General features: G+C 57.8%; 20 protein-coding genes and 1 tRNA gene. 10 read left to right on the top strand and 11 right to left on the bottom strand.

Annotated features, from left to right (window positions below; genetic code table 11):
- Nucleotides 1–110 precede the first annotated feature (110 nt).
- From COA55_RS11735 to COA55_RS11710, 6 genes are all read left to right on the top strand, one after another.
- Nucleotides 111–2,255, top strand: a complete 2,145-nt coding sequence (locus COA55_RS11735; protein ID WP_290502330.1) for an FAD-dependent oxidoreductase — start codon at nt 111–113, stop codon at nt 2,253–2,255.
- Between the two features lie 151 nt (nt 2,256–2,406).
- On the top strand, nt 2,407–4,458 hold the full coding sequence (locus COA55_RS11730) for a TonB-dependent receptor (RefSeq protein WP_290502371.1): 2,052 nt from the start codon (nt 2,407–2,409) through the stop codon (nt 4,456–4,458).
- Nucleotides 4,459–4,607: 149 nt separating this feature from the next.
- Nucleotides 4,608–6,710 (top strand): TonB-dependent receptor, encoded by a 2,103-nt coding sequence (locus tag COA55_RS11725; protein WP_063537211.1) that lies wholly within the window; start codon nt 4,608–4,610, stop codon nt 6,708–6,710.
- Between the two features lie 65 nt (nt 6,711–6,775).
- Nucleotides 6,776–7,906, top strand: a complete 1,131-nt coding sequence (locus tag COA55_RS11720) for a PepSY-associated TM helix domain-containing protein (RefSeq protein WP_290502329.1) — start codon at nt 6,776–6,778, stop codon at nt 7,904–7,906.
- Between the two features lie 58 nt (nt 7,907–7,964).
- The gene (locus COA55_RS11715; RefSeq protein ID WP_290502328.1) at nt 7,965–8,750 is read left to right on the top strand and encodes a DUF547 domain-containing protein; all 786 of its coding nucleotides are present in this window, start codon (nt 7,965–7,967) and stop codon (nt 8,748–8,750) included.
- 27 nt (nt 8,751–8,777) lie between these two features.
- Nucleotides 8,778–9,224, top strand: a complete 447-nt coding sequence (locus COA55_RS11710) for a hypothetical protein (RefSeq protein WP_290502327.1) — start codon at nt 8,778–8,780, stop codon at nt 9,222–9,224.
- A 146-nt stretch (nt 9,225–9,370) separates the two neighbouring features.
- On the opposite strand, the gene radA is transcribed toward COA55_RS11710, so the two are convergent.
- From radA to rpsF, 7 genes are all read right to left on the bottom strand, one after another.
- Nucleotides 9,371–10,738, bottom strand: coding sequence for a DNA repair protein RadA (gene radA, locus COA55_RS11705; RefSeq protein WP_063519728.1), 1,368 nt, complete (start codon nt 10,736–10,738; stop codon nt 9,371–9,373).
- Between the two features lie 226 nt (nt 10,739–10,964).
- Nucleotides 10,965–12,026, bottom strand: a complete 1,062-nt coding sequence (alr, locus tag COA55_RS11700; protein WP_290502326.1) for an alanine racemase — start codon at nt 12,024–12,026, stop codon at nt 10,965–10,967.
- Between the two features lie 90 nt (nt 12,027–12,116).
- Entirely contained in the window at nt 12,117–13,511 is a 1,395-nt protein-coding gene (gene dnaB, locus COA55_RS11695) for a replicative DNA helicase (protein ID WP_063521306.1), read from the bottom strand.
- Between the two features lie 290 nt (nt 13,512–13,801).
- Nucleotides 13,802–14,254 (bottom strand): 50S ribosomal protein L9, encoded by a 453-nt coding sequence (gene rplI / locus COA55_RS11690; RefSeq protein WP_007148535.1) that lies wholly within the window; start codon nt 14,252–14,254, stop codon nt 13,802–13,804.
- A 15-nt stretch (nt 14,255–14,269) separates the two neighbouring features.
- Nucleotides 14,270–14,500 carry a 30S ribosomal protein S18 gene (gene rpsR, locus COA55_RS11685; RefSeq protein ID WP_007148676.1) on the bottom strand — a complete coding sequence of 77 codons (231 nt, stop codon included), beginning with the start codon at nt 14,498–14,500 and terminating at the stop codon, nt 14,270–14,272.
- Nucleotides 14,501–14,522: 22 nt separating this feature from the next.
- Complete coding sequence (gene priB / locus COA55_RS11680) at nt 14,523–14,831, bottom strand: primosomal replication protein N (protein WP_063521307.1); 309 nt, start codon at nt 14,829–14,831, stop codon at nt 14,523–14,525.
- Nucleotides 14,832–14,833: 2 nt separating this feature from the next.
- Nucleotides 14,834–15,175: a 30S ribosomal protein S6 gene (gene rpsF, locus COA55_RS11675; RefSeq protein ID WP_007151551.1), complete on the bottom strand. Its 342-nt coding sequence runs from the start codon at nt 15,173–15,175 to the stop codon at nt 14,834–14,836.
- Nucleotides 15,176–15,470: 295 nt separating this feature from the next.
- Between rpsF and COA55_RS11670 the strand changes: the two genes are divergently transcribed.
- Nucleotides 15,471–16,172: a hypothetical protein gene (locus COA55_RS11670; RefSeq protein WP_290502325.1), complete on the top strand. Its 702-nt coding sequence runs from the start codon at nt 15,471–15,473 to the stop codon at nt 16,170–16,172.
- A 2-nt stretch (nt 16,173–16,174) separates the two neighbouring features.
- Nucleotides 16,175–16,774: a hypothetical protein gene (locus COA55_RS11665; protein ID WP_290502324.1), complete on the top strand. Its 600-nt coding sequence runs from the start codon at nt 16,175–16,177 to the stop codon at nt 16,772–16,774.
- On the opposite strand, the gene rlmB is transcribed toward COA55_RS11665, so the two are convergent.
- Both rlmB and rnr read right to left on the bottom strand, forming a co-directional pair.
- Nucleotides 16,762–17,511, bottom strand: coding sequence for a 23S rRNA (guanosine(2251)-2'-O)-methyltransferase RlmB (gene rlmB / locus COA55_RS11660; RefSeq protein WP_290502323.1), 750 nt, complete (start codon nt 17,509–17,511; stop codon nt 16,762–16,764). The two genes, COA55_RS11665 and rlmB, sit on opposite strands and share 13 nt — an antisense overlap.
- Nucleotides 17,512–17,619: 108 nt before the next feature.
- Nucleotides 17,620–20,085: a ribonuclease R gene (gene rnr / locus COA55_RS11655; RefSeq protein WP_290502322.1), complete on the bottom strand. Its 2,466-nt coding sequence runs from the start codon at nt 20,083–20,085 to the stop codon at nt 17,620–17,622.
- A 102-nt stretch (nt 20,086–20,187) separates the two neighbouring features.
- Here rnr and COA55_RS11650 point away from each other — a divergent pair.
- Nucleotides 20,188–20,274 (top strand) — tRNA-Leu (locus COA55_RS11650).
- 83 nt (nt 20,275–20,357) lie between these two features.
- Entirely contained in the window at nt 20,358–20,600 is a 243-nt protein-coding gene (locus COA55_RS11645) for a hypothetical protein (protein ID WP_290502321.1), read from the top strand.
- 63 nt (nt 20,601–20,663) lie between these two features.
- On the opposite strand, the gene COA55_RS11640 is transcribed toward COA55_RS11645, so the two are convergent.
- Nucleotides 20,664–22,334 carry a hypothetical protein gene (locus COA55_RS11640; RefSeq protein WP_290502320.1) on the bottom strand — a complete coding sequence of 557 codons (1,671 nt, stop codon included), beginning with the start codon at nt 22,332–22,334 and terminating at the stop codon, nt 20,664–20,666.
- Between the two features lie 52 nt (nt 22,335–22,386).
- Nucleotides 22,387–24,231: an alkaline phosphatase PhoX gene (locus tag COA55_RS11635; protein WP_290502319.1), complete on the bottom strand. Its 1,845-nt coding sequence runs from the start codon at nt 24,229–24,231 to the stop codon at nt 22,387–22,389.
- Nucleotides 24,232–24,537 lie beyond the last annotated feature (306 nt).

Here is a 24,537-nt window from a genome sequence, read left to right as displayed (position 1 = left end):
CGGGTTTTGCCTTTCGAAACTCGTTACTCGCATCTCGCAACTCAAACGCCCGACGAGCATGAACTCTGGCCAAGCCCCTCCAGCACCGTAATACTGATCAAGGAAGCCAAATGAACATCAAAAAAGCGCTGTTACTTGTCATCATCGCCGCGCTGATTGCCAGCTACTTCGTTTTCGATCTGGGGCAGTATTTCAGCCTCGGCTATATCAAAGAACAACAAAGTGCCTTTGATGCTCTTTATCAGGACAACCCTGCGTTGATCCTCGGTGGCTTTTTCGCGCTCTATGTCATTGTCACGGCACTCAGCCTGCCCGGCGCGGCTATCATGACGCTGGCCGCCGGGGCCCTGTTCGGCTTCTGGATTGCCCTGGCACTGGTGTCCTTTGCCTCCTCAGCGGGCGCTACCCTGGCGTTTCTCGCCTCCCGTTTCCTGTTTCATGACACGGTGCAGAATCGCTTTGGCGAACGGCTGAAAAAACTCAATGAGGGAGTCAAAAAAGAAGGCGCATTTTATCTTTTCACATTGCGTCTGGTGCCTGTTGTCCCGTTTTTCATTATCAATCTGGTTATGGGCCTCACCCCCATCAAAGCGCGCACCTTTTACTGGGTCAGCCAGGTGGGCATGCTGGCAGGCACGGCGGTCTACGTGAATGCGGGCACCCAGCTCGGCCAGATCGATAGCCTTGGCGGCTTACTTTCGCCTCAGTTATTGGGCGCCTTTGTGCTGCTGGGTATTTTCCCCTGGATAGCCAAGGCGATCATGGCCCGCTTGCAGTCACGCAAAGTGTATAAGGGCTGGAAAAAACCCAAACAGTTTGACCGCAACCTGATTGTGATTGGCGCAGGCTCTGGCGGGCTGGTCAGCGCCTACATTGCCGCCACCGTCAAAGCGAAAGTGACCCTGATAGAGAAACACAAAATGGGTGGCGACTGTCTGAATACCGGGTGCGTGCCGTCCAAGGCACTGATCAAGAGTGCCCGCGTGGCCTTCTATGAAAAGCAGGCGGAAAAATTCGGCTTCGACAGCATTCGCAATGACTTCCGTTTCCGTACATTGATGGAACGTGTCCACACCATCATCAAGAAAATCGAGCCCCATGACTCTGTAGAACGCTACAGCAAACTGGGGGTGGACTGTCGGCAAGGTGAAGCGACTTTTATTTCCCCCTGGGAAGTAGAGATCCGCAACGGTGATCACCGCGAACGCCTGACCGCCCGCAGCATTATTATCGCCACCGGCGCCCAACCGTTTATTCCACCGGTTCCCGGTATCGAGGACATGGATGCACTCACCTCCGACACGCTGTGGAACATTGAAGAGCAGCCCCAGCGCCTTGTGATCCTGGGTGGCGGCCCCATTGGCTGTGAGCTGTCGCAAACGTTTGCCCGTCTGGGCAGCCAGGTGACGCAGATACAGAAAGGCCCGCGCCTGATGCCCCGCGAGGATGAAGACGCCGCAGCACAGGTCACCACCGCACTGAAAGAGAGCGGCGTCACGGTACTGGTCGATCACACCACCGTGCGCTTTGCCCGGGAAGAGGGTGAAAAGGTGTTGTATGTCACGGGGGACGGACAGGAAAAGCGGATCGTATTCGATACGTTATTGCTGGCCGTGGGGCGCAAAGCCAACACCACAGGGCTGGGACTGGAAACACTGAAACTGCCCACCAATGGCAACGGCACCATCACCGTCAACGACCACCTGCAAAGCCGCTTCCCGAATATTTATGCCTGCGGCGATGTGGCCGGCCCCTACCAGTTTACCCATACCGCCTCTCACCAGGCATGGTATGCCTCGGTCAATGCCCTGTTTGGTTTCGCGAAAAAATTCAAAGTGGACTATCGGGTGATCCCCTGGTGCACCTTTACCGACCCGGAAGTCGCCCGGGTCGGTCTGAATGAACAGGAAGCCAACGAGCAAGGCATCGATTACGAGGTCACCCGCTACGGCATTGACGACCTGGACCGAGCTATCGCCGAAAGTGCCGACCTGGGTTTTGTGAAAGTACTGACCGCCACAGGCAGCGACCGGATTCTCGGCGTTACCATTGTCGGCCAGCACGCCGGGGAGCTGATTGCCGAGTACGTACTGGCCATGAAACACAAGCTGGGTCTGAACAAGATCCTCGGCACCATCCATATCTACCCGACCATGGCCGAAGCCAACAAGTTTGCTGCCGGGGAATGGAAAAAAGCCCGCAAGCCAGAGGGACTGTTACGCTGGGTAGAGCGGCTTCACGAGATTCGGCGCTAACCACAACATCACAATTGACAATTATTCTCATTATCATTACGGTGCACGGCCGTCCTGCCTTGAAGATATTGATAAGGAGAGCGCCGTGCTCCGCTTTTACCGTTATGGCTTGCCTGTATCGTTATTATCCCTTGCGTGTTCCCCGTTTGCTCTGGCCGAAGAAGCCGCTGGCGCCCATGAGCTGGGCCAGATTACGGTCTCAGCCACCCGCGCCCACTCCACCGTTGCTGAGACTCCGCAGAAAGTCCTCATCATCAGCCGCGAAAAAATTGAAGAACAACTGGCCATCAGTAATGACCCGGGGCAGGTACTCAGCAGCCTGATTCCCTCCTACTCGCCCAGCCGCCAGAAGCTCTCCAATGCCGGCGAGAGCTTCCGTGGCCGTTCGCCGCTATTCATGATCGATGGTGTACCGCAAAGCAACCCGCTGCGAGACAGTGCCCGCGACAGCTATACCATCGACCTCTCCATGGTGGAGCGTATCGAAGTGATTTATGGCGCCAGCGCCGAGCACGGGCTGGGCGCCACCGGCGGGATTATCAACTATATAACCCGCCGCGCCGACACCGGCACCATCAATCAGCAAGCCTCTGTCAGCCTGACTTCCGATGATGATTTTGATTCCGATGGTCAGGGCCACAAGGTGGACTACAGCATCAGTGGCCAGAAAGGCGACTGGGATTACCTGGGCGCCATCAGCCAGCAAAAGCGTGGCGTCTTCTATGACGGTAACGACCAGTTGGTTGGCATCGCCTACCCTGGTGAACTGCAGAACTCTACCAGCTATGACGTAATGGGTCGGGTCGGCTACTGGATTGACGATAACCAGAACGTCGAACTGATGCTCAATCACTTCGAACTGGAAGGCGAAGGCGATTATGTGCCGGTGCCCGGCAATCGGGATGAAGGTATCCCCACCCGAGCGCGCCCAGGCGACCCGGTAGGCGACCCGGGCTTCAACAAGGTGACCACCGCCAGTTTCTCCTACAGCCATGCAGACTGGTTTGGCAACAAGGCGGACGTGCAATTGTATAGCCAGCAGTTCCGCGCCCAGTTTGCCACCACCCCGTTCTTCCCTTACGTGGACAGTGCCGGGAATGATCAGCTCGACCAGACCCGCAACGAATCAGACAAAATCGGCGCCAAATTCACCCTGACCCGCAACGGCCTGCTCAACAACCGCCTGGGCATTACTACCGGCCTGGATCTGCTGCAGGATGAAACCAATCAGGATCTGGTCCATACCGGACGAACCTATGTGCCGGAAACCCAGTACCGTAATTACGCCCCCTTCCTGCAAGGCCACTTCAAACTCACCGACAAGCTCAACCTGAATGCCGGTGCCCGCTATGAAAAAGCCGAGCTAAAAGTGGATACTTACTCCACCATCGATCGGAGCAACGTGGTCAATGACAACGTGGTTGTGGAAGGCGGCAACCCGAACTTCAGCGAAACCCTGTACAACGCCGGGCTGGTATACCAGCTGACAAGCTGGGCGCAGCTCTACGGCAGCTACTCGGAAGGGTTTGGTATGCCCGATGTGGGCCGGGTCTTGCGTGGCATCAACACCCCCGGCCAGGACGTGGACACCCTGCTGGATCTACAACCTATCGTTACCGACAACCAGGAAATTGGTGGGCGCTTCAACTGGGCACGCTACGGCTTCGAGGTAAGCTACTACGAATCCAACTCGGACCTGGGCGAGCGCCTCACCTACAACACCACCACCGGCACCTTTGAAGGCAGCCGGGAGAAAACCGAAATCCAGGGCGTGGAACTGTCCGGGCACATGCAGGTTAATGATGCACATCGCGTCAAACTGTCCTATTCCCACGAGGACGGCGAATCCGACACCGATCGCAACGGCGTTGTCGATACCGAACTGAGCGGCATGAGTATTGCCCCCGACACGGTACAGATGAGCTGGAATGCCGGCTGGAGCCGCACCGTCTCATCCTACCTGCAAGTCAGCCACTTCTTCAGCCGCGGCTTTGATGACCCGGACCTGGACTTTGACGGCTACAGCCTGGTCGACGCCATGGTCAGCTACAAGCTACCCGCGGGTAAACTGGATCTGGGCATAGAAAATCTGACAGACGAAGATTACTTCACCTACTACTCCCAGGCCGCCCGCGTGAGTGACGAGTACAACTTCAAGGGCCGTGGTCGTACCTACACCCTGGGGTATAGCGTAGATTTCTAGCCTCATCGGCACGGGCTCTACCGCAGCCCGTGCCCTCCCCATTAAAAGAACCACGCTGCCCGCGCCACCAAAACGATATTGACAATCATTCCCGCCAACCTTAGCTTTCAACGCCTGAATTTACATTGCTTACAATAAGGAGAGCCCCCGTGCTCCGTACTTACTTTATTGGCTTGCCTATCTCATTGTTCACGCTTGCAGCTTCACCACTTGCCATCGCGGAGTCGGACGCTAACGAACTGGGGGCCATTACGGTTTCTGCCACTCGCGCCAATAGCGAAGTTGGCAAGACCTCCCAAAAAGTTACCGTCATTACCCGCGACGAAATTGATGAGCAATTGCGCATCACTTCTGATCAGTCCCAGGTACTAAGCAACCTGATTCCGTCATACACACCCAGCCGTCAAAAGCTTAGCAACTCAGGGGAAACATTCCGGGGACGTAATCCTCTCTTTCTCATCGACGGCATTCCGCAATCCAACCCCCTTCGCGACGGGTCACGTGATGGCTACACCATTGACCTGTCCATGGTTGAACGCATCGAGGTGATTTATGGCGCCAGCGCCGAACACGGGCTGGGAGCCACAGGCGGGATCATTAACTTTGTTACCCGTCGCCCGGAATCCGGCACCCTGAATCAGCATGTCGGCGTAAAAATGACCGCGCCCACCAATGACATCCACTCCAACAGCCTCGGATACAAAGTGGATTATCGCGCCGACGGCATCAAAGGGAATTGGGATTATCTTCTCGGCCTTAGCTACACCGATCGCGGCATGTTCTACGACGCCGAGAGCGAGCTCATTGGGGTAGACAACACCCAGGGTGACATCATGAACAGTGAAAGCCATGACATCTTCCTGAAGCTGGGCTACTGGATCAACGATGAACAAAACGTAGAGCTCAGCATTAACCGTTTTTCCCTGGAAGGGAAACATGACTACGAAGCGGTGGACGGCAACTGGGTTAACGGCATCCCTACCACCTCACGAAAAGGTGACCCGCAAGGCGACCCCGCCATGAATGAAGTACTGACCGTCGGGCTGAACTACACCCACAGCAATCTTGCCGGGAATCACTTTATTACCCAGCTTTACAGCCAGAGCTTCAAGGCCCGTTACGGCGGGGGGGTCTTCGCTACCTTCCAGGACCCGGCCTATGGGACCAATGTCTACGACCAGTCCCAGAACGAATCCGACAAGATTGGCGGCAAACTGACCCTGTCCCGTGACGGCATGTTTAATAACCGTCTGAAGCTGACCACCGGTCTGGACCTGCTGCAGGACGAAACCACCCAGATCCTGGCACAGACCAATCGCGAATGGGTACCGGAAACCCAGTTCCGCAACATTGCGCCCTTCCTGCAGGCAGAAGTCAGCCCCATGCAACAACTGACCCTGAATGCCGGAGTGCGCTATGAATACGCGAAACTGAACGTGGACGATTTCACCACCCTGGCCTCCTACGGCAGCCAGCAAGTCGAAGGCGGTAGCCCGGATTTTGACGAAACCCTGCTCAATTACGGCCTGGTCTTCCAGGCCACCGAGAACGCGCAGTTGTTTGCCAACTACTCTGAAGGGTTCGGCATGCCCGATGTGGGCCGTGTTCTGCGCGGCATCAACCAGGCCAACCAGAGCGTGGAAGACTTCCTCGATCTGCAACCCATTGTGACCGACAACACCGAAATCGGTATCCGCCTGCATAACGGCGGCGCCCACTTTGAGCTCAGCCATTTCAGCTCCGATTCCGACCTGGGCCAACGACTGCAAAATAACGGCGGCATCTTCGAAGTCAGCCGTGAGCGAACCGAAATCCAGGGCATCGAGGCCGACGCAGGATGGCAAATCAATCCGGTGCACTATCTGAACGCCACTTATGCCCACATCAGCGGCAAGTTCGACAGTGATGATGACGGCACCGTAGACACTCGGCTGGATGGCCGCAATATCGCCCCTGACAGCATTCAGCTGCGCTGGCATGCCAAATGGACCAGCAAGCTGCATACCCAGCTTCAGGGGACTCACTACTTCAACAAGGATTTCGAAGGCGACACGAACGACTTCAGCTCCTACCAACTGGTTGACCTGTCTCTGGGATACGCGCTGCCCAAAGGCCAAGTCACTGCCGGCATCGAAAACCTGCTTAACGAGGATTACTTCAGCTACTTCTCGCAAACAGCCACCACCCGTGATGACCAGAACTTCAAGGGCCGTGGTCGTACCGTCACTCTGGGCTACAATCTGGACTTCTAATAAGTCGCCCAGCTAGCTAACGGGCAGCCAATGGCTGCCCGTTTTATTTCCGAGCCTGATACTTTATGCGCAACCTGCTTTTCACTTTACACAAATACACCGGCCTGATCACCGGGCTGTTGCTGGTGGTTATCGGCCTCAGCGGCAGTTTACTGGTCTTCCATGAGGGGCTGGACGAGTCGCTCAATCCGCAACTGATGACTCAGGGGAAAAGCACGCTTCCCCTTAACGACATCGTCGCCAACGCCGAAGCCGAGCTGGGCCGCAAAGCATTGCGTATCGAGCCGGCACAGGCCCCCGGCAGCCCCCACACCCTGCGCTTTTTTGCTCCACCGGGCGAACCCGGCCCGATTCAGGTCAGCGTCTCTCCCTATACCGGCGAGGTGCTTGCGATTCGCACCTGGGGCGACTACCTGATGACCTGGATCTACAGCCTGCATTACACCCTGTTGTCCGGCGAAATTGGCGAGATTGTGGTTGGCGTGCTTGGCCTGTGCTTGCTCGGTTTCTGTCTGACCGGCGTTTACCTGTGGTGGCCCACCGGCAAGCGCAAGGGAAAGTGGCGTCGCAACCTGACCATTAAACGGAGCGGCGGCACCTACCGATTACACTTTGATCTGCACCAGGTCATCGGCATCTATTTTCTCCCGGTACTGCTGGTGGTCGCCTTTTCCGGGGTCACCCTGATTTTCCCGACCCAGGTCGCGGCGCTGGTGGATGCCGTGCTCCCTCTGGAAAAACGCCCCTCGCCTTCATCAACGCTACCGGACAGCCCGGGCACCCCCTCTATTTCCCCGCAGCGATCACTGGATATTGCCCGCACCGTTTTCCCACAGGCGCCGCTGATTCGCCTCGATTTCCCCCGCAGTGAAACCGGCAGTTATTCGCTGGCGTTCAACCGGGACGGAGAACCCTGGCAGCATTACGGCGCCAGCCGTATCTGGGTAGACCAGTACAGCGGCGAGGTACTGGCGGTATGGGACGCCCCCAATGTGGCCGCCGGCAGCCAGCTCATGACCTGGCAGTTCCCGCTCCACAATGGTGATGCCCTGGGCATGCCGGGGCGCATCATCGTCCTGATCAGCGGGCTGACGCCCTTGCTGTTCTTTATCACCGGCACCTACATGTGGTGGCAAAAACGCCAGCTTCGCCTGCAGGCACAACGCCGCAAGCGGGCACGGCAACAGGCACGTTGACGCCCTGTTGCCCCCCTTCCATGCTTAACTGAAAGCTGACGACCACAAGGAGCCTCCCATGCGTCAATGGATGTCCGCACTGGTGATCAGCCTGCTTTTGTTAAGCAGTCAGGTCATGGCGTTTGACCACAGCCGCTGGAACACATTGCTGCAGCAACATGTGCAACCGCAGCGCGGCGGCGTTGCCACGGCAGTGGACTATGATGGAGTCGCCGAGAACCATGAGGCCCTGCAATCGTATCTGGACAGTCTTTCCGCAGTCACTCAAGGTGAATTCAACGCCTTCAGTCGCAATGAAAAACTGGCGTTCCTGATCAACGCCTACAACGCCTTTACCATTGAATTGATCCTTCGGGAAAATCAGCCTGACTCGATTCGCGATATTGGCAATCTCTTTTCCAGCCCCTGGGACAAGGCATTCTTTTCCTTGCTGGGAGAGTCCCGGACGCTGGATGAACTGGAACATGAAATGATTCGTGGCAATCCAGACCTGATGGACCCGCGCATTCATTTCGCTGTGAACTGCGCGTCCATCGGCTGCCCCGCCCTGCGCACCACCGCCTACACCGGTGACCAGCTGGATACGCAACTGGAGGACAGTACAAGGCAATTTCTCAGCGACAAACAACGCAATCGCTACAACAGCGAGCAGGACGCCCTGGAAGTCTCGAAGATTTTCGACTGGTATGAAGACGATTTTGAAGATGCCGCCGGCAGCCTGTCCCATTACCTTCTGCAATACTCGGACACGCTGGGCATACCCGCCAATCGCCAAAAGGCACTGGACGACGGGGACCTGGAGGTGCAGTTTTTACCCTATGACTGGTCACTGAACACCCAGTAACCTAACCCACTCTAGGAGAAACATGGCATGGACGCCTACCACGCAACCACCACACACCGCCTGCATAGCATCTGGTTGTCGTTTCGCAACCTGCCACGCTGGCTGCAGGGCTGGGTCGCCCTTATCCTGATGCCCCTCAACGGGGCCAGTCTGCTGTTGCTGGATACGTTCTCTGGCCAGGCCATCGCGCTGGCCCTGCTGCTGGTCCTCGCCGTGAACCTGCCCCTGATGTGGCACCACCGCGGCATGAACAAAGACATGTCACTGGTGCACCTGCTAGCCTGGATTCCACTGGAAATCGCCCTGCTCGGGCAATTGGCGGGGCGCTGGGGCGACGATCACCTGACACCGGCACTGTGGGGTTTTACCCTTGCGGTATTCATGGTCAACGCCATTAGCCTGTTCTTCGACGTGGTCGATGCCTGGTGCTGGGCCCAAGGTGACCGTGTGACCCTCCACCCGGATCACAGTTGATCGTTGACAGCGGCGCGGGGGTAGCGCCGTCATTTCATCAGGTGTTTAATCCCGCGCCGAGACTCTGGACGCGGCCTCAACCATCTAAAACAACGACAACGCTCAGTTCGCGAGCTGCCAACTATCCACTATCAACTGTCAATTGATCAAAGGTACTCCAGCGCCTCGGCCACATTGCTCACACCGATGATTTCCACACCATCGGGCAGTTTTCTTGGCAGGTTCGCTTTGGGAACGATGGCTTTCTTGAAGCCGTGCTTCACCGCTTCATAGAGCCGCTCCTGCCCCTGGGGAACCGGCCGGATCTCACCGGACAACCCCACCTCACCAAACACCACCAACTCGCGCTCCAGCGCACGGTCCCGGAAGCTGGACACAATCGCCAGCACCTGGGCCAGGTCCGCGGCGGTTTCCGTCACTTTGACCCCACCAACCACATTCATGAACACATCCTGATCGCCCACCTGGATACCACCATGACGGTGTAGCACCGCCAGCAACATGGCCAGTCGGTTACCTTCCAGTCCCACACAGATACGCCTGGGGTTGCCAAAATGGGAGGCATCCACCAACGCCTGCAGCTCTACCAGCAACGGTCGTGTACCTTCCCAGACCACGGTAACCAGCGAGCCCGAGGCAATCTCATCAGCCCGATTCAGGAAAATGGCAGACGGGTTCTTCACTTCTTTCAGGCCCTCGCCAGTCATGGCGAACACCCCCAGCTCATTCACCGCCCCGAAACGGTTTTTCAGGCCGCGCAGGGTGCGAAAGCGGGAATCCGTGGAGCCTTCCAGCATCAGTGAGCAATCGATCATATGCTCGAGCACCTTGGGCCCTGCCAGGGTGCCGTCCTTGGTAACGTGCCCCACCAGCAGCAACACGGTGCCGGTTTGTTTGGCAAAGCGGGTCAGGGCTGCCGCACATTCGCGCACCTGGGCCACACTCCCCGGCGCTGACTGCAACGCCGCGAGAAACATCACCTGAATGGAATCCACCACCAGGATGCGTGGCATTTCCTTACGGGCCAGCTCCAGAATCTGTTCCACATCCGTTTCCGCCGCCAGGCGCAGTTTTTCCTTGGGCAGTTTCAAACGATCGGCGCGCATGGCCACCTGGGAGAGGGATTCCTCACCGGTGATATACAAGCAGCTTTGGCTGTCCGAGAGTTTGCACAGTGTCTGCAGCAGCAAGGTGGATTTACCGGCACCAGGGTGGCCGCCGATCAGGATCGCCGAGCCGGGCACCAGCCCACCACCCAGCACGCGATCCAGCTCGCCCATGCCGGAACCAATGCGCGGGGTTTCCTCCAGCACAATATCGTTGAGGTTCTGCACTTCTGACAGTTGGCCGGAAAAACCGCCGCGGCTGCCCGCCCCTTTGGACGAGGGTGTGGCGGGGTCGTGGACAAATTCCTGCAAGGTATTCCAGGCATTGCATGCCGGGCACTGCCCCTGCCATTTGGGAAAATCCGCTCCGCAATCCGTGCATACAAACGCGATTTTTTTCTTGGCCACAAACAAGTCCTTCTCGTGTATTGCTATCTACAAAGCCACTGCAGGAACGTAGCGAATAACACCGCTTGAGGTGCGGATACGAGCGTTAGCGAGTAACGAGTTTCGAGTAGCGAAAAGCACAACAGGAACCTGCCGGGCCTGATAGGTTTGGTTTTCGAAACTCGCTACTCGCAACTTGTAACTGTTTTGTTCGCGCCTCAAGTGGCGCTCCTACAGCGACGTCGAATCAGACGATGATGCGTTCCGGTCGACCGGTGATCTGGCAGAATAATTCATAACTGATGGTGCCACAGGCGCGGGCAACGTCATCCACATCCACCACGTCGCCCCATAATTCCACCTCATCACCCACACTGGCACCCAGCCCGGTCACGTCAACGGTAAGCATATCCATGGAAACACGGCCCACCAATTGCGTGACAACCCCGTTCACGGCCACCGGCGTACCACTGGGGGCATGCCGCGGGTAGCCATCGCCATAGCCCACGGCGACCACACCGACCTGACAGGGTTCAGCTGCGGTCCAGGTCGCGCCGTAGCCCACACTTTCACCTGCCTCCACCGCATTAATGGCAATTACACGGGCGGTAAACCGGTGGCTGACCGCCAGGCCCAGCTCGCTGGCCGTTTGCCAGTCGAAAGGAGACGAGCCGTACAGCATGATGCCGGGACGCACCCGCTGCGCGCGGGCCTGGGGGTAACGCAGCAGCGCTGCCGAGTTGGACGCCGATAACGGCAGCATCAGTTGCTCCGCGATCTGCCCGGCGACCAGCAGCTGTTTCTCGGAATAGGTATCCTGACTCACATCCGCACAGGCAAAATGGCTCATGACACCCACCGGTGCCATTCCCGCTGCCCGCAATTGCGCCGCTGCCTGCAGGGCCGTGTCCGGACGAAAACCAAGACGGTTCATGCCCGTGTTCACTTTCAACCAGATGCGCACCGGGCAAGGGCTGGCCAGCAGCAAATCCACTTGCCATAACGAGTGCACGACTACCTCAAGGGATAGCCGCTCCGCCTCCTTCAGCTCTTCGGCATCGAAGAAGCCTTCGGCCACAAGAATCGGCAAGGTCATGCCGTGTTCTCGCAGCGCACGTGCCTCTTCGACCAGCGCCACCCCCAGGCCCGACACGTTGTCGTGCATGGCATCCGCCGCCCGCAACAGGCCGTGCCCGTAGCCGTTGGCCTTGACCATGGCAAACACCTCAGCCCCATCAGCCAGTTGCCAGGCCAGACGCGCATTATGCGCCAGCGCAGAAGGACGAATTTCGACTCGGGTGCTTCTCATAGCAGGTGCAGCCCAACGCCGGACGCCTGACGCCTGACGTTTAAAGAACGGGACGTCGCATCCGGCATCCGGCGTCTAGCGTCCAGCGTTTTATTCATCCCCTGCCGCCAGCTGGGCATAGTATTCCGGCGCCAGGTCATCGAAGCGGGTGAACTCACCGCGGAAGGCCAGCCGCACGGTGCCGATAGGACCATTACGCTGCTTGCCGATAATGATTTCGGCCACACCGCGCTCGTTGCTGTCCTTGTTGTACACCTCGTCCCGGTACAGGAAAACGATCAAATCCGCATCCTGCTCAATCGCCCCGGATTCCCGCAGATCCGACATCACCGGGCGCTTGTTGGGCCGTTGTTCCAGGGAACGGTTCAACTGGGACAGGGCCAGCACCGGGCAATTCAGTTCCTTGGCAATCCCTTTCAATGAGCGGGAAATTTCCGAAATTTCGTTCACCCGGTTTTCCACCCCCGGCACCTGCATCAGCTGCAGGTAATCGACCATGATCAGGCCCAGCTCGCCGCCACATTCACGGGCCACCCGGCGGGCACGGGCGCGCATTTCCAGCGGACTCAGTGCCGGCGTGTCGTCGATAAAGAAGCGCTGCTCACTGAGCATATGAATGGCAGAGGTGATACGCGGCCAGTCATCCTTTTCCAGATTACCGGAACGGATCGCGCCCTGATTAATACGCCCCAGCGAGGAGAGCATCCGCATGACGATGGATTCCGCCGGCATCTCCATGGAGAACACCAGCACCGGCTTGTTGCTTTTGATCGCCACGTTTTCACACAGGTTCATGGCGAAGGTGGTCTTACCCATGGAAGGACGGCCAGCGACCACGATCATGTCGGCGGGCTGCAAGCCCCCGGTCATTTTATCCAGCTCTTCAAAGCCGGAGGTCAGGCCGGTGAGTGCGCTCTTGGTTTTGTACAGCTCATCAATGCGGTCTACCGCTTTTTTCAACACCGACTTGATGTTCTGGGGGCCGTCACCTTTCTTCTGCTGCTCGGCAATCTCGAAGATGGAGGATTCCGCCTCATCGAGAATTTCCAGGGATTTACGGCCTTCGGTATTAAACGCGCTATCCGCCACCTGGTGTGAAACATTGATCAGCTGACGCAGGATACTGCGCTCACGGACAATATCCGAATAAGCGGTAATATTGGCCGCGCTGGGGGTGTTACGGGCCAGCTCCGACAGATAGGTCATGCCACCAATGGATTCGAGCTGCCCCAGGTTATTGAGCGCCTGGGAGACGGTGACCAGGTCACTGGGGTTTTCCTCTTCCACCAGCTGGGCAATCACCTCGAAAATCAGGCGGTGCTCCTTACGGTAGAAATCCCGCGCGCCCACCCGCTCGGCCACATCATCCCAGGCGCTGTTATTGAGTAGCAAACCGCCCAGTACCGCCTGCTCTGCCTCCACCGAATTGGGAGGAATACGCAGGTTCTCAGGCAGGTGTTTGTCCAGCGACATGGGTTCATTCATGGATAAGCCAACGTGTTGGGAAATAGAGTTGAAAGAGCAAAGTTTAAAGTTGAAACGCGACCCGGGCATGCACCCATCGCTAGACTCTATAAGCCTCGACAACGCTGTAGTCGCGGCCTTCTACCGCTCAGAGCACACCGGCTCCACTCGCGTTTCAACTTTAAACTTTTAACTTTGCACTACCCTTCAACAAAAAAGGGCACTGCCCCCACCTGAAAACAGGTTTCGGACAATGCCCTGATTCTGTCACCGCACCCCCGCGGGGGCAAACCGAGTGTCAGTTCTGCCGATTACTCGGCAGGAACCACAGCCAGTTTGATGGTCACAGTTACCTCGGCGTGCAACGCCAGGTCGATTTCGAACTCACCGGTGGTGCGCAGTGCACCGTGGGGCAGCTTCACTTCTGCTTTTTCCACGTCCACGCCAGTGGAAGAGGAAATGGCTTCCGCGATGTCGCGGGTACCCACAGAACCGAACAGCTTGCCTTCGTCGCCCGCTTTGGCGGCGATGGAAACTGCGGCTTCGTTCAGCTTCTCGGCGCGTTCCTGGGCAGCACCCAGCTGCTCTGCAGCGTGCTTTTCCAGCTCGGCGCGACGTTGCTCCACTTCCGCCAGGTTGGCTTTGGTGGCAGGCAGCGCTTTGCCTTGCGGGATCAGGAAGTTACGGCCGTAACCGGAACGTACGTCTACCACTGCGCCCAAATCGCCCAGGTTCTTGATCGTTTCCAGCAGGATCACTTGCATGATGGTCCCCTCGGCTTAATTGTCGTGGCTGTCAGAGTACGGCAGCAGCGCCAGGAAGCGAGCCTGCTTGATAGCAGAGGCCAGCTGACGCTGGTAGCGTGCCTTGGTGCCGGTAATACGGCTGGGCACGATCTTGCCAGTCTCGGTGATGTAGGCTTTCAGGGTGTCGAGATCTTTGTAATCGATGTACTCAACACCTTCCGCGGTAAAGCGGCAGAACTTGCGGCGGCGATAAAAACGGGCCATTGGATAATCTCCTGTCGAATCCTTAGTTAAGGCTTTGCAGCGTTTGGGCAAGCAATTGCAAACGGTCCCGGGCGTCTCCCTTGTAACCGGCGCGGCTGAGGCATCCGGTTACCTTGATTCGCTGACCCTCTTTCAGGCCCTTGGCCTGCTGGGTCATCCCGCCCGCCAGAATCACGGCAATGCGGGCCTGGACTTCACGGGGATGTCCGTCTTCCAGTTGCCGGGAGCGATGTTCCAGCCAGACTCGCTGGCGGGGCACTCCGGCTGGAGTCAGGGCCACCTTTTCCAAGGTGACGATCACACCAGTGAGTTCGCAGTGGTTGCTTTCCAAAATTAGCTGGCAGCCCCTTCCTTCTCGTCGTGTTTCGCCAGCGGCGACGGCTCGGTTACGGCGTTGTCGCGACGAATTACGAGGTGACGGATTACGGCATCGTTAAAGCGGAAAGTGTTTTCCAGCTCGCCCAGGGTCTCGCCGTCACATTCGATGTTCAGCATCACATAGTGAGCTTTGTGGATCTTGTTGATCGGGTATGCCAACTGACGACGGCCCCAATCTTCAACACGGTGGATAGTGCCTTTGCCATCGGTCACGATCGCGCTGTAGCGCTCGACCATGGCAGAGACCTGTTCGCTCTGGTCCGGGTGAACCAGGAACACAACTTCGTAATGACGCATGTTAGCTCCTTACGGTTGCGACGCCTCACGACGCCAATTCAGCTTCCCGCCGTGATCATGATCAACGCACGGTGAAGCAAGGAGACCTGCATCCCCGCCCCAAAAACCGGGGGAGACGCAGGAAGCGCGCGATTCTATCCCATTGCAGGGGGCAACCTCAAGGCATATCCATTGCCATCTGCCGGCGACGGACGTATGCTCAGATAAAACAAAACGCTACAAACGCTTACAAAAAGCGTCGTTAACCCCAAGCCCCTGAAAACACAGGGGAAAACAACAACAACGGGATACGACAATGCACTTTCGAGCCCTGGCCATCGGCCTGTGCAGTGTTTTCTTGCTGACTCCGGTTCAGGCCGAGGAGTCACATACGCCTTGCGGCCACGCGCTGAAGGTGCCAGACAAACCGCTGCTGGAAGATTACCCGGACTACAGCGATTTCCTGCTACAGATCATGAAATACAAGCAGGCCCAGCGAGACCTGGCGAGCCACCGCAATGCCTGCCCGGATGACTATCTGCCTCACCCGGTGGCCAGCAGCGACCCGACCGTCATCGACGAGCCGGAAACCTTGTCCAGCGCCCTGGCCCGCACCGGCAAGCTGCAACCGATCGACTACCAGCGCAATCGCACCTGGTATAACCGCTCCACCTCGAGAAGCTTTGTGCTGCCGCCTCTCGGCGGAGACTCCCTGGCCAGCGAGCGCATCCGCACCCTCCTGGCCAACGCAGGCTCCGAGACACCGCTGTTTCTGCCCATGACCATTGTCGGCATGCAGCTCGACGGCATCAATGATGGCGGCGAAGCACAACAGCAAGAGGTCCAGTTCAGTTATGAGCTGCTTCCCAAGCAGGAGCGCCAGGCCAGCCGCGCGGCGTTTATTGCTGACACCCAGCAGTTCAGCGGCGTGTATCGCAGCGGCAATCTGCTCCTGTATCTGGATAACACCGGCGAAGCCTTCCTTATAGAGGGTACCGTGGAGGGGAGGTTGAGGTAGCCATGACCGGGCGCGTGCTGCATACCCCCATTATGCTGATCAGTGTCATGATGCTGGCCCTGAACGGGCAAGCGCTGGCCGCCCAAGGCGTGGAATCACAGCAAGATGCGCTGGCGCGCGCTTTGGGGCCAAGACCGGAAATTCGCGACTACACGCGCCAGGACCGGTTCGTCACCGACCTGCTCGCCTGGCAACGCCACAAAAGCGAACTGGAGGCCAAACTGGCTCGGGGAGAGTCCATTGCACCTCCCGCACCGGCACCACAGCCGAATTGGCACCATGTTACCGGCCCCGAAGACCTGGATACCGCGCTGCACAATGCACAAGGCTACAAGCAGCCCAACTACCAGGAGCCTATTCGCTACGACCGCACCACCCATCTGAGTTTTCCGCTGCCGCCACTGCCGCAACAACAGCTGTCAGAAAAGGCGCTGACCGGTGAACCGCCGGCATCCCCCGCCGACCCTGCCAAAGAAGAAATTCCCGAAACGTTGCTTGAAGACAACACCCGACTACAACGGGAAATGGCCGCCAGCCGGGCAAACCTGCCGCCCCCCGAACTCAACCAGCAGCATTTCGTCAGCCATTCTCAGCTACGCTGAGCCCTGACCTGAAACAACATCACACCCGTGGCCACCGACACATTGAGGCTCTGCACCTCACCGGCCATGGGAATTTCCAGCAGCTGGTCGCACTTGTCACGGGTCAGACGCTTCAACCCACTCCCCTCGGCCCCCATTACAATGGCCAGTGATTCCGGGGGCTGAAAGGTAAACAAGGACTCACTTCGTTCTTCCAGAGCCGTGCCCACCACCCACACGCCGCGATCACGCAACTGATCCAGCAAACTGGCCAGATTACCGATTTCGTAATAGGCCAGGCTCTCCGCCGCACCCACCGCAGTGCGACACGCCACCGGGGTCAGCCCTGCCGCATTGCGGCGCGGCACGATCACCGCCTGAACCCCGGCCGCATCTGCGCTACGCAGGCAGGCGCCCAGATTATGCGGGTCGGTGACATTTTCCAGAATCAGCAACAGCGGGCTGGCCGGTTTGCCGTCCAGCCACTGCAGCAGCGCACTCTCGTCCGCCGGACGGCGCGGGCGCGCCCGCGCTACGATCCCCTGGTGCTGTGGCCCGGCATGCTTTTCCAGCACCTCGCGGCGAGCCCGTTGCACAGCAATCCCGAAGTCCTTTGCCGCCTGCATCATGGCAGCAAGACGCGGATCATCACGGTCTGCGCGGGTATCCTGCACAAACAGTTCCAGCACCGCCTCAGGGCGATGACGCAACAAGGCCTCCACCGCGTGAAAGCCGGAATACATCAGGGGTTTATTCATAACGACGCCTGCACGCTACACGCACCACGCAAAAACGCGCGACGCGGGGAGATGAAATCGAGAGACACAGGAGCAGCGCTTGAGCCGCTCCTGTGGGTGATACAGAGCCTAGCCTTTGCTGCTACGCCCGGACGCTTTCTTGCCGCGGGCCGACCTCTTGCGCTTGGCCTTGGGTTTAGCCTTGGGAATATCCCCCTTGGCCAGCTTTTCCCGCTCGGACGTGCCCGAGTCTGCCTTGGCGGCATTCTTCGAGCGGCCACCCCTGCCTCCTCTGCCGCCAGACGGCTTTTTCTTGCTGCCGGCTTTGGGGCGACCCTTGCCGCTGGGCGTAAAGGACTCCAGCTGCAGGTCGATCTTGCGGTCTTCGGTATGCACCGCCGCCACGCAGACCGTGACCGCATCGCCCAGCCCGAACTGACGACCACTACTTTCACCGGTGAGGGTCAGGCTCACTTCATCGAAGTGGTAGTAGTCACTATCCAGGTTCGCCACATGCACCAGGCCATCAATGTGCAGGTCACTGAGTTGCACAAACAAACCGAAACTGGCCACGCCACTGATGGTGCCCTCAAAGACCTGGCCCAGATGCGCCTCCATGAACTGGCATTTGAGCCAGGACACCACATCGCGGGTCGCCTCATCGGCACGACGCTCGGTCATGGAGCACTGTTCACCAATCGCCACCATGTCCGCCTGGCTATAAGGCAGGATTTTCTGGCGTGGGATCTCCGGCAAGTCGCCCGGGTTATCCACGTGGTTCGGCTCACCGTTACTGCGGATCAGGAACCGGATGGCACGATGCACCAGCAGATCCGGGTAGCGCCGAATCGGCGAGGTGAAATGGGTGTACGCCTTGTAGGCCAGGCCAAAGTGGCCTTTGTTCTCGGCCTCGTACTTGGCCTGGCTCATGGTGCGCAACATCATGGTCTGGATCACGTTGCGATCCGGGCGTTCCAGAATTTCCTCGCGCAGGTCCTGGAAGACATAAGGCTTTGGTGCCGCCCCTTCCGACCAGGCGATACTCAAGCCCAACCCACCCAGGAACTGCTGCAACTTGCTCAGGCGCTCTTCCTTGGGCGGCTCGTGGTTCCGGTAAAGCGCCGGCACACCGGCTTTTTCCAGCAATTTGGCAGAACAGATGTTGGCGGCCAGCATGGCCTCCTCGATCATGATATGCGCCACATTGCGCTGCACCGGCACGATGGCTTCGATCTTCTTGTTCTCGTCGTAAATAATACGGGTGTCATCGCTGTCGAAGTCGATGGCACCGCGCTCTGCACGACGTCGGCGCAGGGCCAGGAACATTTCGTGGAACGACCAGATCATGCCCAGGGACTCATCGTCCAGGCTGGCCACGGTATCCTGGGCCAGTTCGGACTCCGGCTCTTCGATGATCGCGCCAACCTTGTTGTAGGTCAGGCGGTGCCGCGAGCGCATTACCCCTTCACGGAAAATAAACCGGGTAAGCCGGCCATTGGCGGAAATCTTCATGTCGCAGTAAAGGCACAGGCGGTCCACATGGGGGTTCAGGGAACATAACCCGTTGGACAGCGCCTCCGGCAACATCGGAATCACCCGATTGGGGAAGTACACGGAATTACCGCGATTGGCCGCTTCCTGATCCAGCTCGGAACCGGGATGCACATAATGGCTCACATCCGCGATGGCCACGATCAGGCGCCAGCCACCGCGGGGACGACGCTCTACATAAACCGCATCATCGAAATCCCGGGCGGTTTCATCATCGATGGTAACCAGTGGCAAATCACGCAGATCCACCCGGTGGGCCTTGGCCTTGTGAGGCACCTTGTCACCGAACTTCTCGGCGGCAGCCTCCACCCCTTCCGGCCAGACATGGGGAATCTCGAAGCGACGTAGCGCCACTTCCACTTCCATGCCGGCTTCATCCGGGGTGGCAATAATCTCTTCCAGGCGCACCAACACATGGTGGTCGCGGCTGGGGTACTGGGTAATGGTGGCGCGAACATGGTCGCCGGGGTTTGGCTTGATGCCGTTCTTGTCCTCGATCAGGACTTCTTTGGTAATCCGGCGATTTTCCGGCTCGATAAAGCTGATCCCCGCTTCCTCGGCATAGCGGCCCACCACTTCCGTGGCCACGCGATCGGTAATCTCAACGATCCGGGCTTCTTTCTTGCCAAAGCGGTTATAACCCGCATTGCTGACCAGCACCCGGTCCCCGTCCATGACGTTTTCCATCTGCCGGGGGGCGAGAAACAGATCACCCTGGGCCTTGTCATCGGGAATCAGGAAACCAAAGCCATCTTTATGGCCCTGCACTCGACCGGCGATCAGGTCCATTTTGGACACCACACCCACTTTGCCGTTGCGGTTCTGAACCAGCTGGGCATCACGGAGCATGGCCTTGATACGGCGATCCAGCCCGACTTCACCCTCTTCATCCACTTCCAGCAGCTGTGCCAGCAGCTCAAATGACAGGGGTTTGCCCTGATCATTGAGCACATCCAGAATCAGCTCCCGGCTGGGAACAGGGTTTTCGTACTTTTCCGCCTCTCGGTCGGCATGGGGATCGCTATAGCGTTTTTTTGAGGTCATCGAAGATTTTTTCGAAAAGGAATTTGACATTGGCCCATCATATACTAGAATGCACCCGCTTTCGCGATGAACGGCTAATAAATTTAGCCCACGCATAGCGAAGCCGAGGTGGTGAAATTGGTAGACACGCTAGCTTCAGGTGCTAGTGCTCGCAAGGGCGTGGAGGTTCAAGTCCTCTCCTCGGCACCAATTAAGAAAGAGGGCTCCCAGACGGGGGCCCTTTTTCGTTTCGGGCCCGGCCCACCCCCCAATCACTCATAGCGCAGGCCAATATGACACTCCTTCGCCCCGTGATCGCTGCACTTGTGCTGGCCTGTGGCCTGGCCCTCACCCCCGTGGCCACCTACGCCGAGCCGGATAATGCGGTGCAAGCCACCGAATCCGTCCACCCAGCCATTCAGCAGGCTGACGCGCACCGGGAAAAAGAAGCCCGCCGCAAACGCTACCTGCTGTTTTTCCCCATCGCCGTGGTCGGCGTCACCGTGGCACTGATTGTGATTACCCGCCGCAAGTAAGCCTGCGACGGGAAACATCCATTTTCTCTCGACAGATCTGCGAAACCGACACGCTGCGCGGTCTCAGCGATACGTCACCGGCTCGGTAATGGCTGTACGCTGCCCGGCCTCCACCTCCTTGTGCACATTGACCATTGGGGCGAGCACCGCGTCGCGGCCGCGGATATAGCTCTGTTCTTCGACGACAGACAGGTAGGCCTTGTTCAACTCCAGTGCCCGGCGGGCTGAAGGCACCACCAGCGCGCTGATATCGCCCTTCAGTTGCGCCAACATGGCCGGTCTCAAGTTCCCGCCCTCATCGAAGAAACGCTCACGCACTTCCTGATTCGACCGGTACTCATCCGCCCCTCCCACCTGTTCCAGGTAAAACGCATACTCGCCCCGGCCATCTTGCCGCTGTGGCTCGGGAATACCCGCCAGGCTTTTCTGGCTCCAGTGATACCAGCCCCGCTGAAATCCCTGCTCGGCATCCAGCTTTCTTTCCATGGTGTAGGTACTGTCAGCCAGCGCGCCCACTGCCCCGTGGCACCCGGCGCAGGTAGCCAGTTCCTCATACGACTGAGGCCGCAGCGCGCCCTGGTCATCCTCGATGAAGCCACTGAAACGCCAGCCGCGACGATTACCCACCCCGCGCTCTATATCACCGATGACAGGCTCCATGCGGTCAGGAAAATCATGCGCATCCTTGAGCTCATCGTCCGCCAGCTCCCGGTGCTGAAAATATGTCAGCCAGCGCGTTTTACGGCTGTAGCGCAGCTCCTTCATTCGCGGCGCCATCACCACTTCGCCATCATCGGCAATATCCAGATAGCGCACGCTATGTACAAACTCGGTACCCAGCGGATAAGCTCCTGCTGACAGTGGCGCCGCCCCCTGTTGCTGGGCCACCCTGGCCAGCCCCACATACTGCATGTCACGCCCCTCAAGGGGAGCCCAGTCGAATACCACTTCAGTAGCACGATCCAACACACCGTTGCGATTCAGGTCGACCCCGTAATCAGCTTCCTCTACCGCCTCTATCGCCACATCCTCACGCTTGATCAGCGACTCCACGATCGCCAGGTTGAGACGGTAAACCCGTATGTCGGGCTCGCCTTTTTCATTCTGGCGGTATGGAGAATCCAGACGAATCAGCACATCATCCGCAGAACCATTAGTGGGGAAAAATGTGCCCGGAAACGGCGTATACGCCAAAGCACGCCACCCCGTCAGCTTGCCTTGCGCATCGCGGTCAAAACCCTGCTCATCAAAGCGGTAGGCCACGTCAGGCACGTAACCATCCCAGCGGCCATTACCATCACCATCCCAATGCGCAGGCAGTTTTCCGGTCAGGGTTTTGGCCAGTTGCACCACGCCCCCGGACTGATAATTATCGGTTCGCACATAAGCCAGAATCGCCTCATCACTGATCGCCTCACGCTCTTCGCTGCGATCCACGAAAAGATTATCCCAACGATTAACCGTGGCAGGCCGGGCAAAATCGTAGGCCAGCTGCAGATCAAGATCGTTGGTGAAATTCGGTTCTTTACTGGCGGTATGACAGACATAACAGGGGTTACTCACCATCCCCTTGGCATCTTCGGTTTTGGTATAACACTGTGCAGGAATCGTTGCCGATGGATTGGACAAATACAGGCGCCCCAGATTATCCCCCTGCGACGCATCAGATTGGTCACAACCACTCAGCTGCCATACCGAAACAGACATACCCAAAATAAAAAAAATATTTTTCATAGCAGCAAAAGGCCGGGGATAACCCCGGCCCTCCTCGTTACCGTGATTAATTTCAATCCATGGCCGGGAACGGACCGACATACCCGGTGTAGGCACGGTGGTCCAATGAGCCATCCGGGATCTTGCCGGAGTCAGATTCGCCATAGGGGTGCTGCACCACACTCATCAGGTAGGCGAAGCCATTCACGTTGGGGTACCAATAGGGAGAGGTGGTTTCCGATCCATAAGGGGTAGTCTGGATACGGGTCAGACCGGCGGAGAAATCCGTCGCATCCACCTCGTCAAGGTTCAGCGACCAGATCACATCATTCTGGTGCCCGGAACCGGTGTCCTCACCAATAATCAGCGTGTTGTAACCGGTGATAAAGGTCACATTATCCGGATTGGCCAGGCCGTTTGCGTCACAGGAGTAAGACGCAAACGGGCTGTCAGCCGAATAGCTGGCAGGCTGACCGGCAATCAAGCCTTTCATGTTCTGCGCCACGTAATCAGAGCCGATGCCGGCATCACTACCAACATCCAGTGCATACACACCACCGCAGCTGTTAGCTTCAGCAATACGAACATGATTGATCGTGGACAGATCGCTGGAAGAGTTATCTTCCATGCCACGCCCCACTTCACTCATCGCCACATAAAGCTTGCCGCCATCCGGGTCGAAGGTCACACCTTCTTCTTTACGAAACTCTGTGGTCGCCCCCATCAACGCAGCATAGCGGCGAGTCTCAAGACGGGATGCCGCCAACTCCATACCGGGCTTCACTTTCAGGCATTCCTTATTGCCATTGGATGCGGTGGCAGTGAAACCATCCGGACAATCCTCACCGGTCATGGCTGCGGTTTCGAACAGGTCATCGAATGACGGCTCATCCGGGCTGGCGAATAGCGCTTCGATATCGCTGTTGCTGGCATGGCCCAGGCTGATCCATTCCAGATCCGCCTCACCGATACCCGCCGCCGATGTCTGGTTCCATTTGGCGGCATAGAGGCTGCCCGCACTCAGATCACCGGCGGTATCCGCAACAAACATGTAGAAGCCCACGTTGGTGCCATCATCTGTCATGTAGACGGTTTTTTCGTCGGGCATGACATAAGAAAGCTCAAAGGCCAGGCGGCCCATGGCGTAATGTTTGACAAGATCGCTGGTGGGCGCGCTGTCACCCTCGGCAGCCACGGTAATCTCGATATTCCAGCCCCACCAGTAAGGATTCATGGCCGTCAGATCACCCCCGAAGTAATCTGCCATCGGCTCATAGTAACCATCAATCTCACCAGTCACCGGGTCACGCTCGGAAGCATCCGGTTCGTACTCTTCGCTGGCCAGATGAGTATTCCAGGGGGTCACACTGGCAGCACAGTGCACCCAACCACCGTCCACACCGGACTGGTCGATTTGCCAGAGATCCTTGACGGAAAGATGGCCAGTCTGTTTGTTCTGATCCAGCTCCATCAGGAACATGGCGCCTGGGCGGGTTTCCATCTGGGAGACGGAGAACAAACGATCACCGATCGGCAACAGGGAGGTGTGCTCATTGGAATCGGTAACACTCAGCTTGCCGTCGTTGCCATAGAGCGGCTGCCCCATCTTGTCGACCAATTGGCCGAAGACCACATCCCCGTTTACCGCATCGCCGGAACGCAACAGGGTATGGAAACCGATCTCGTAGGTCTCACCATCCACCTCAACGGAAGGAGACGCCAGGATCTGACGCTTTTCCAGATCCGTTTCCGGGGCTTTCACCGCCGTGAAGGAAAGGGTTTTTCCAGCCGGGTCGCCAGGTGCAACAGGGTCATTAGAATCACTGTCGCCACCACAGGCAGCAAGCAGAAGAGCAGTTAACGTTACAGCACTGACTTTAGTCGCCAGTGCCGTTTTGGCAAACGGAATCCGGTACATGAGTGTTCTCCCCGTGAATTGTTTTCAGAGGCGAACAGTGAAGCGGTTTTTTATGACAAAACTGTCACAGAGATAAGAAGAATTTATTCAACACAAAACCACAGCGTCGGACATCCAGCACGCTCCCGTTGCCAAGGCCAGACAATGGGCTCTGCCTGAAACAGGCGCATCACGCCATTCCGCGACAAACATAAAAAAAGCGGCCCGTGGGCCACTGCTGTCCCACAGTTGGCAGCCTCATAAAGCGAACCTCATTTGAGGTTCGCTTTTTTTGTGCCTGTCAGGCTCAGGATGAAGGATGTCTTT

Origin of the sequence: Alcanivorax sp. (genome assembly GCF_002733835.1) — a bacterium.
Taxonomy (GTDB): Bacteria; Pseudomonadota; Gammaproteobacteria; order Pseudomonadales; family Alcanivoracaceae; genus Alcanivorax.
The sequence above is the reverse complement of the archived record's forward strand: the minus strand, read 5'-3'. Positions and strand labels throughout refer to the sequence as shown.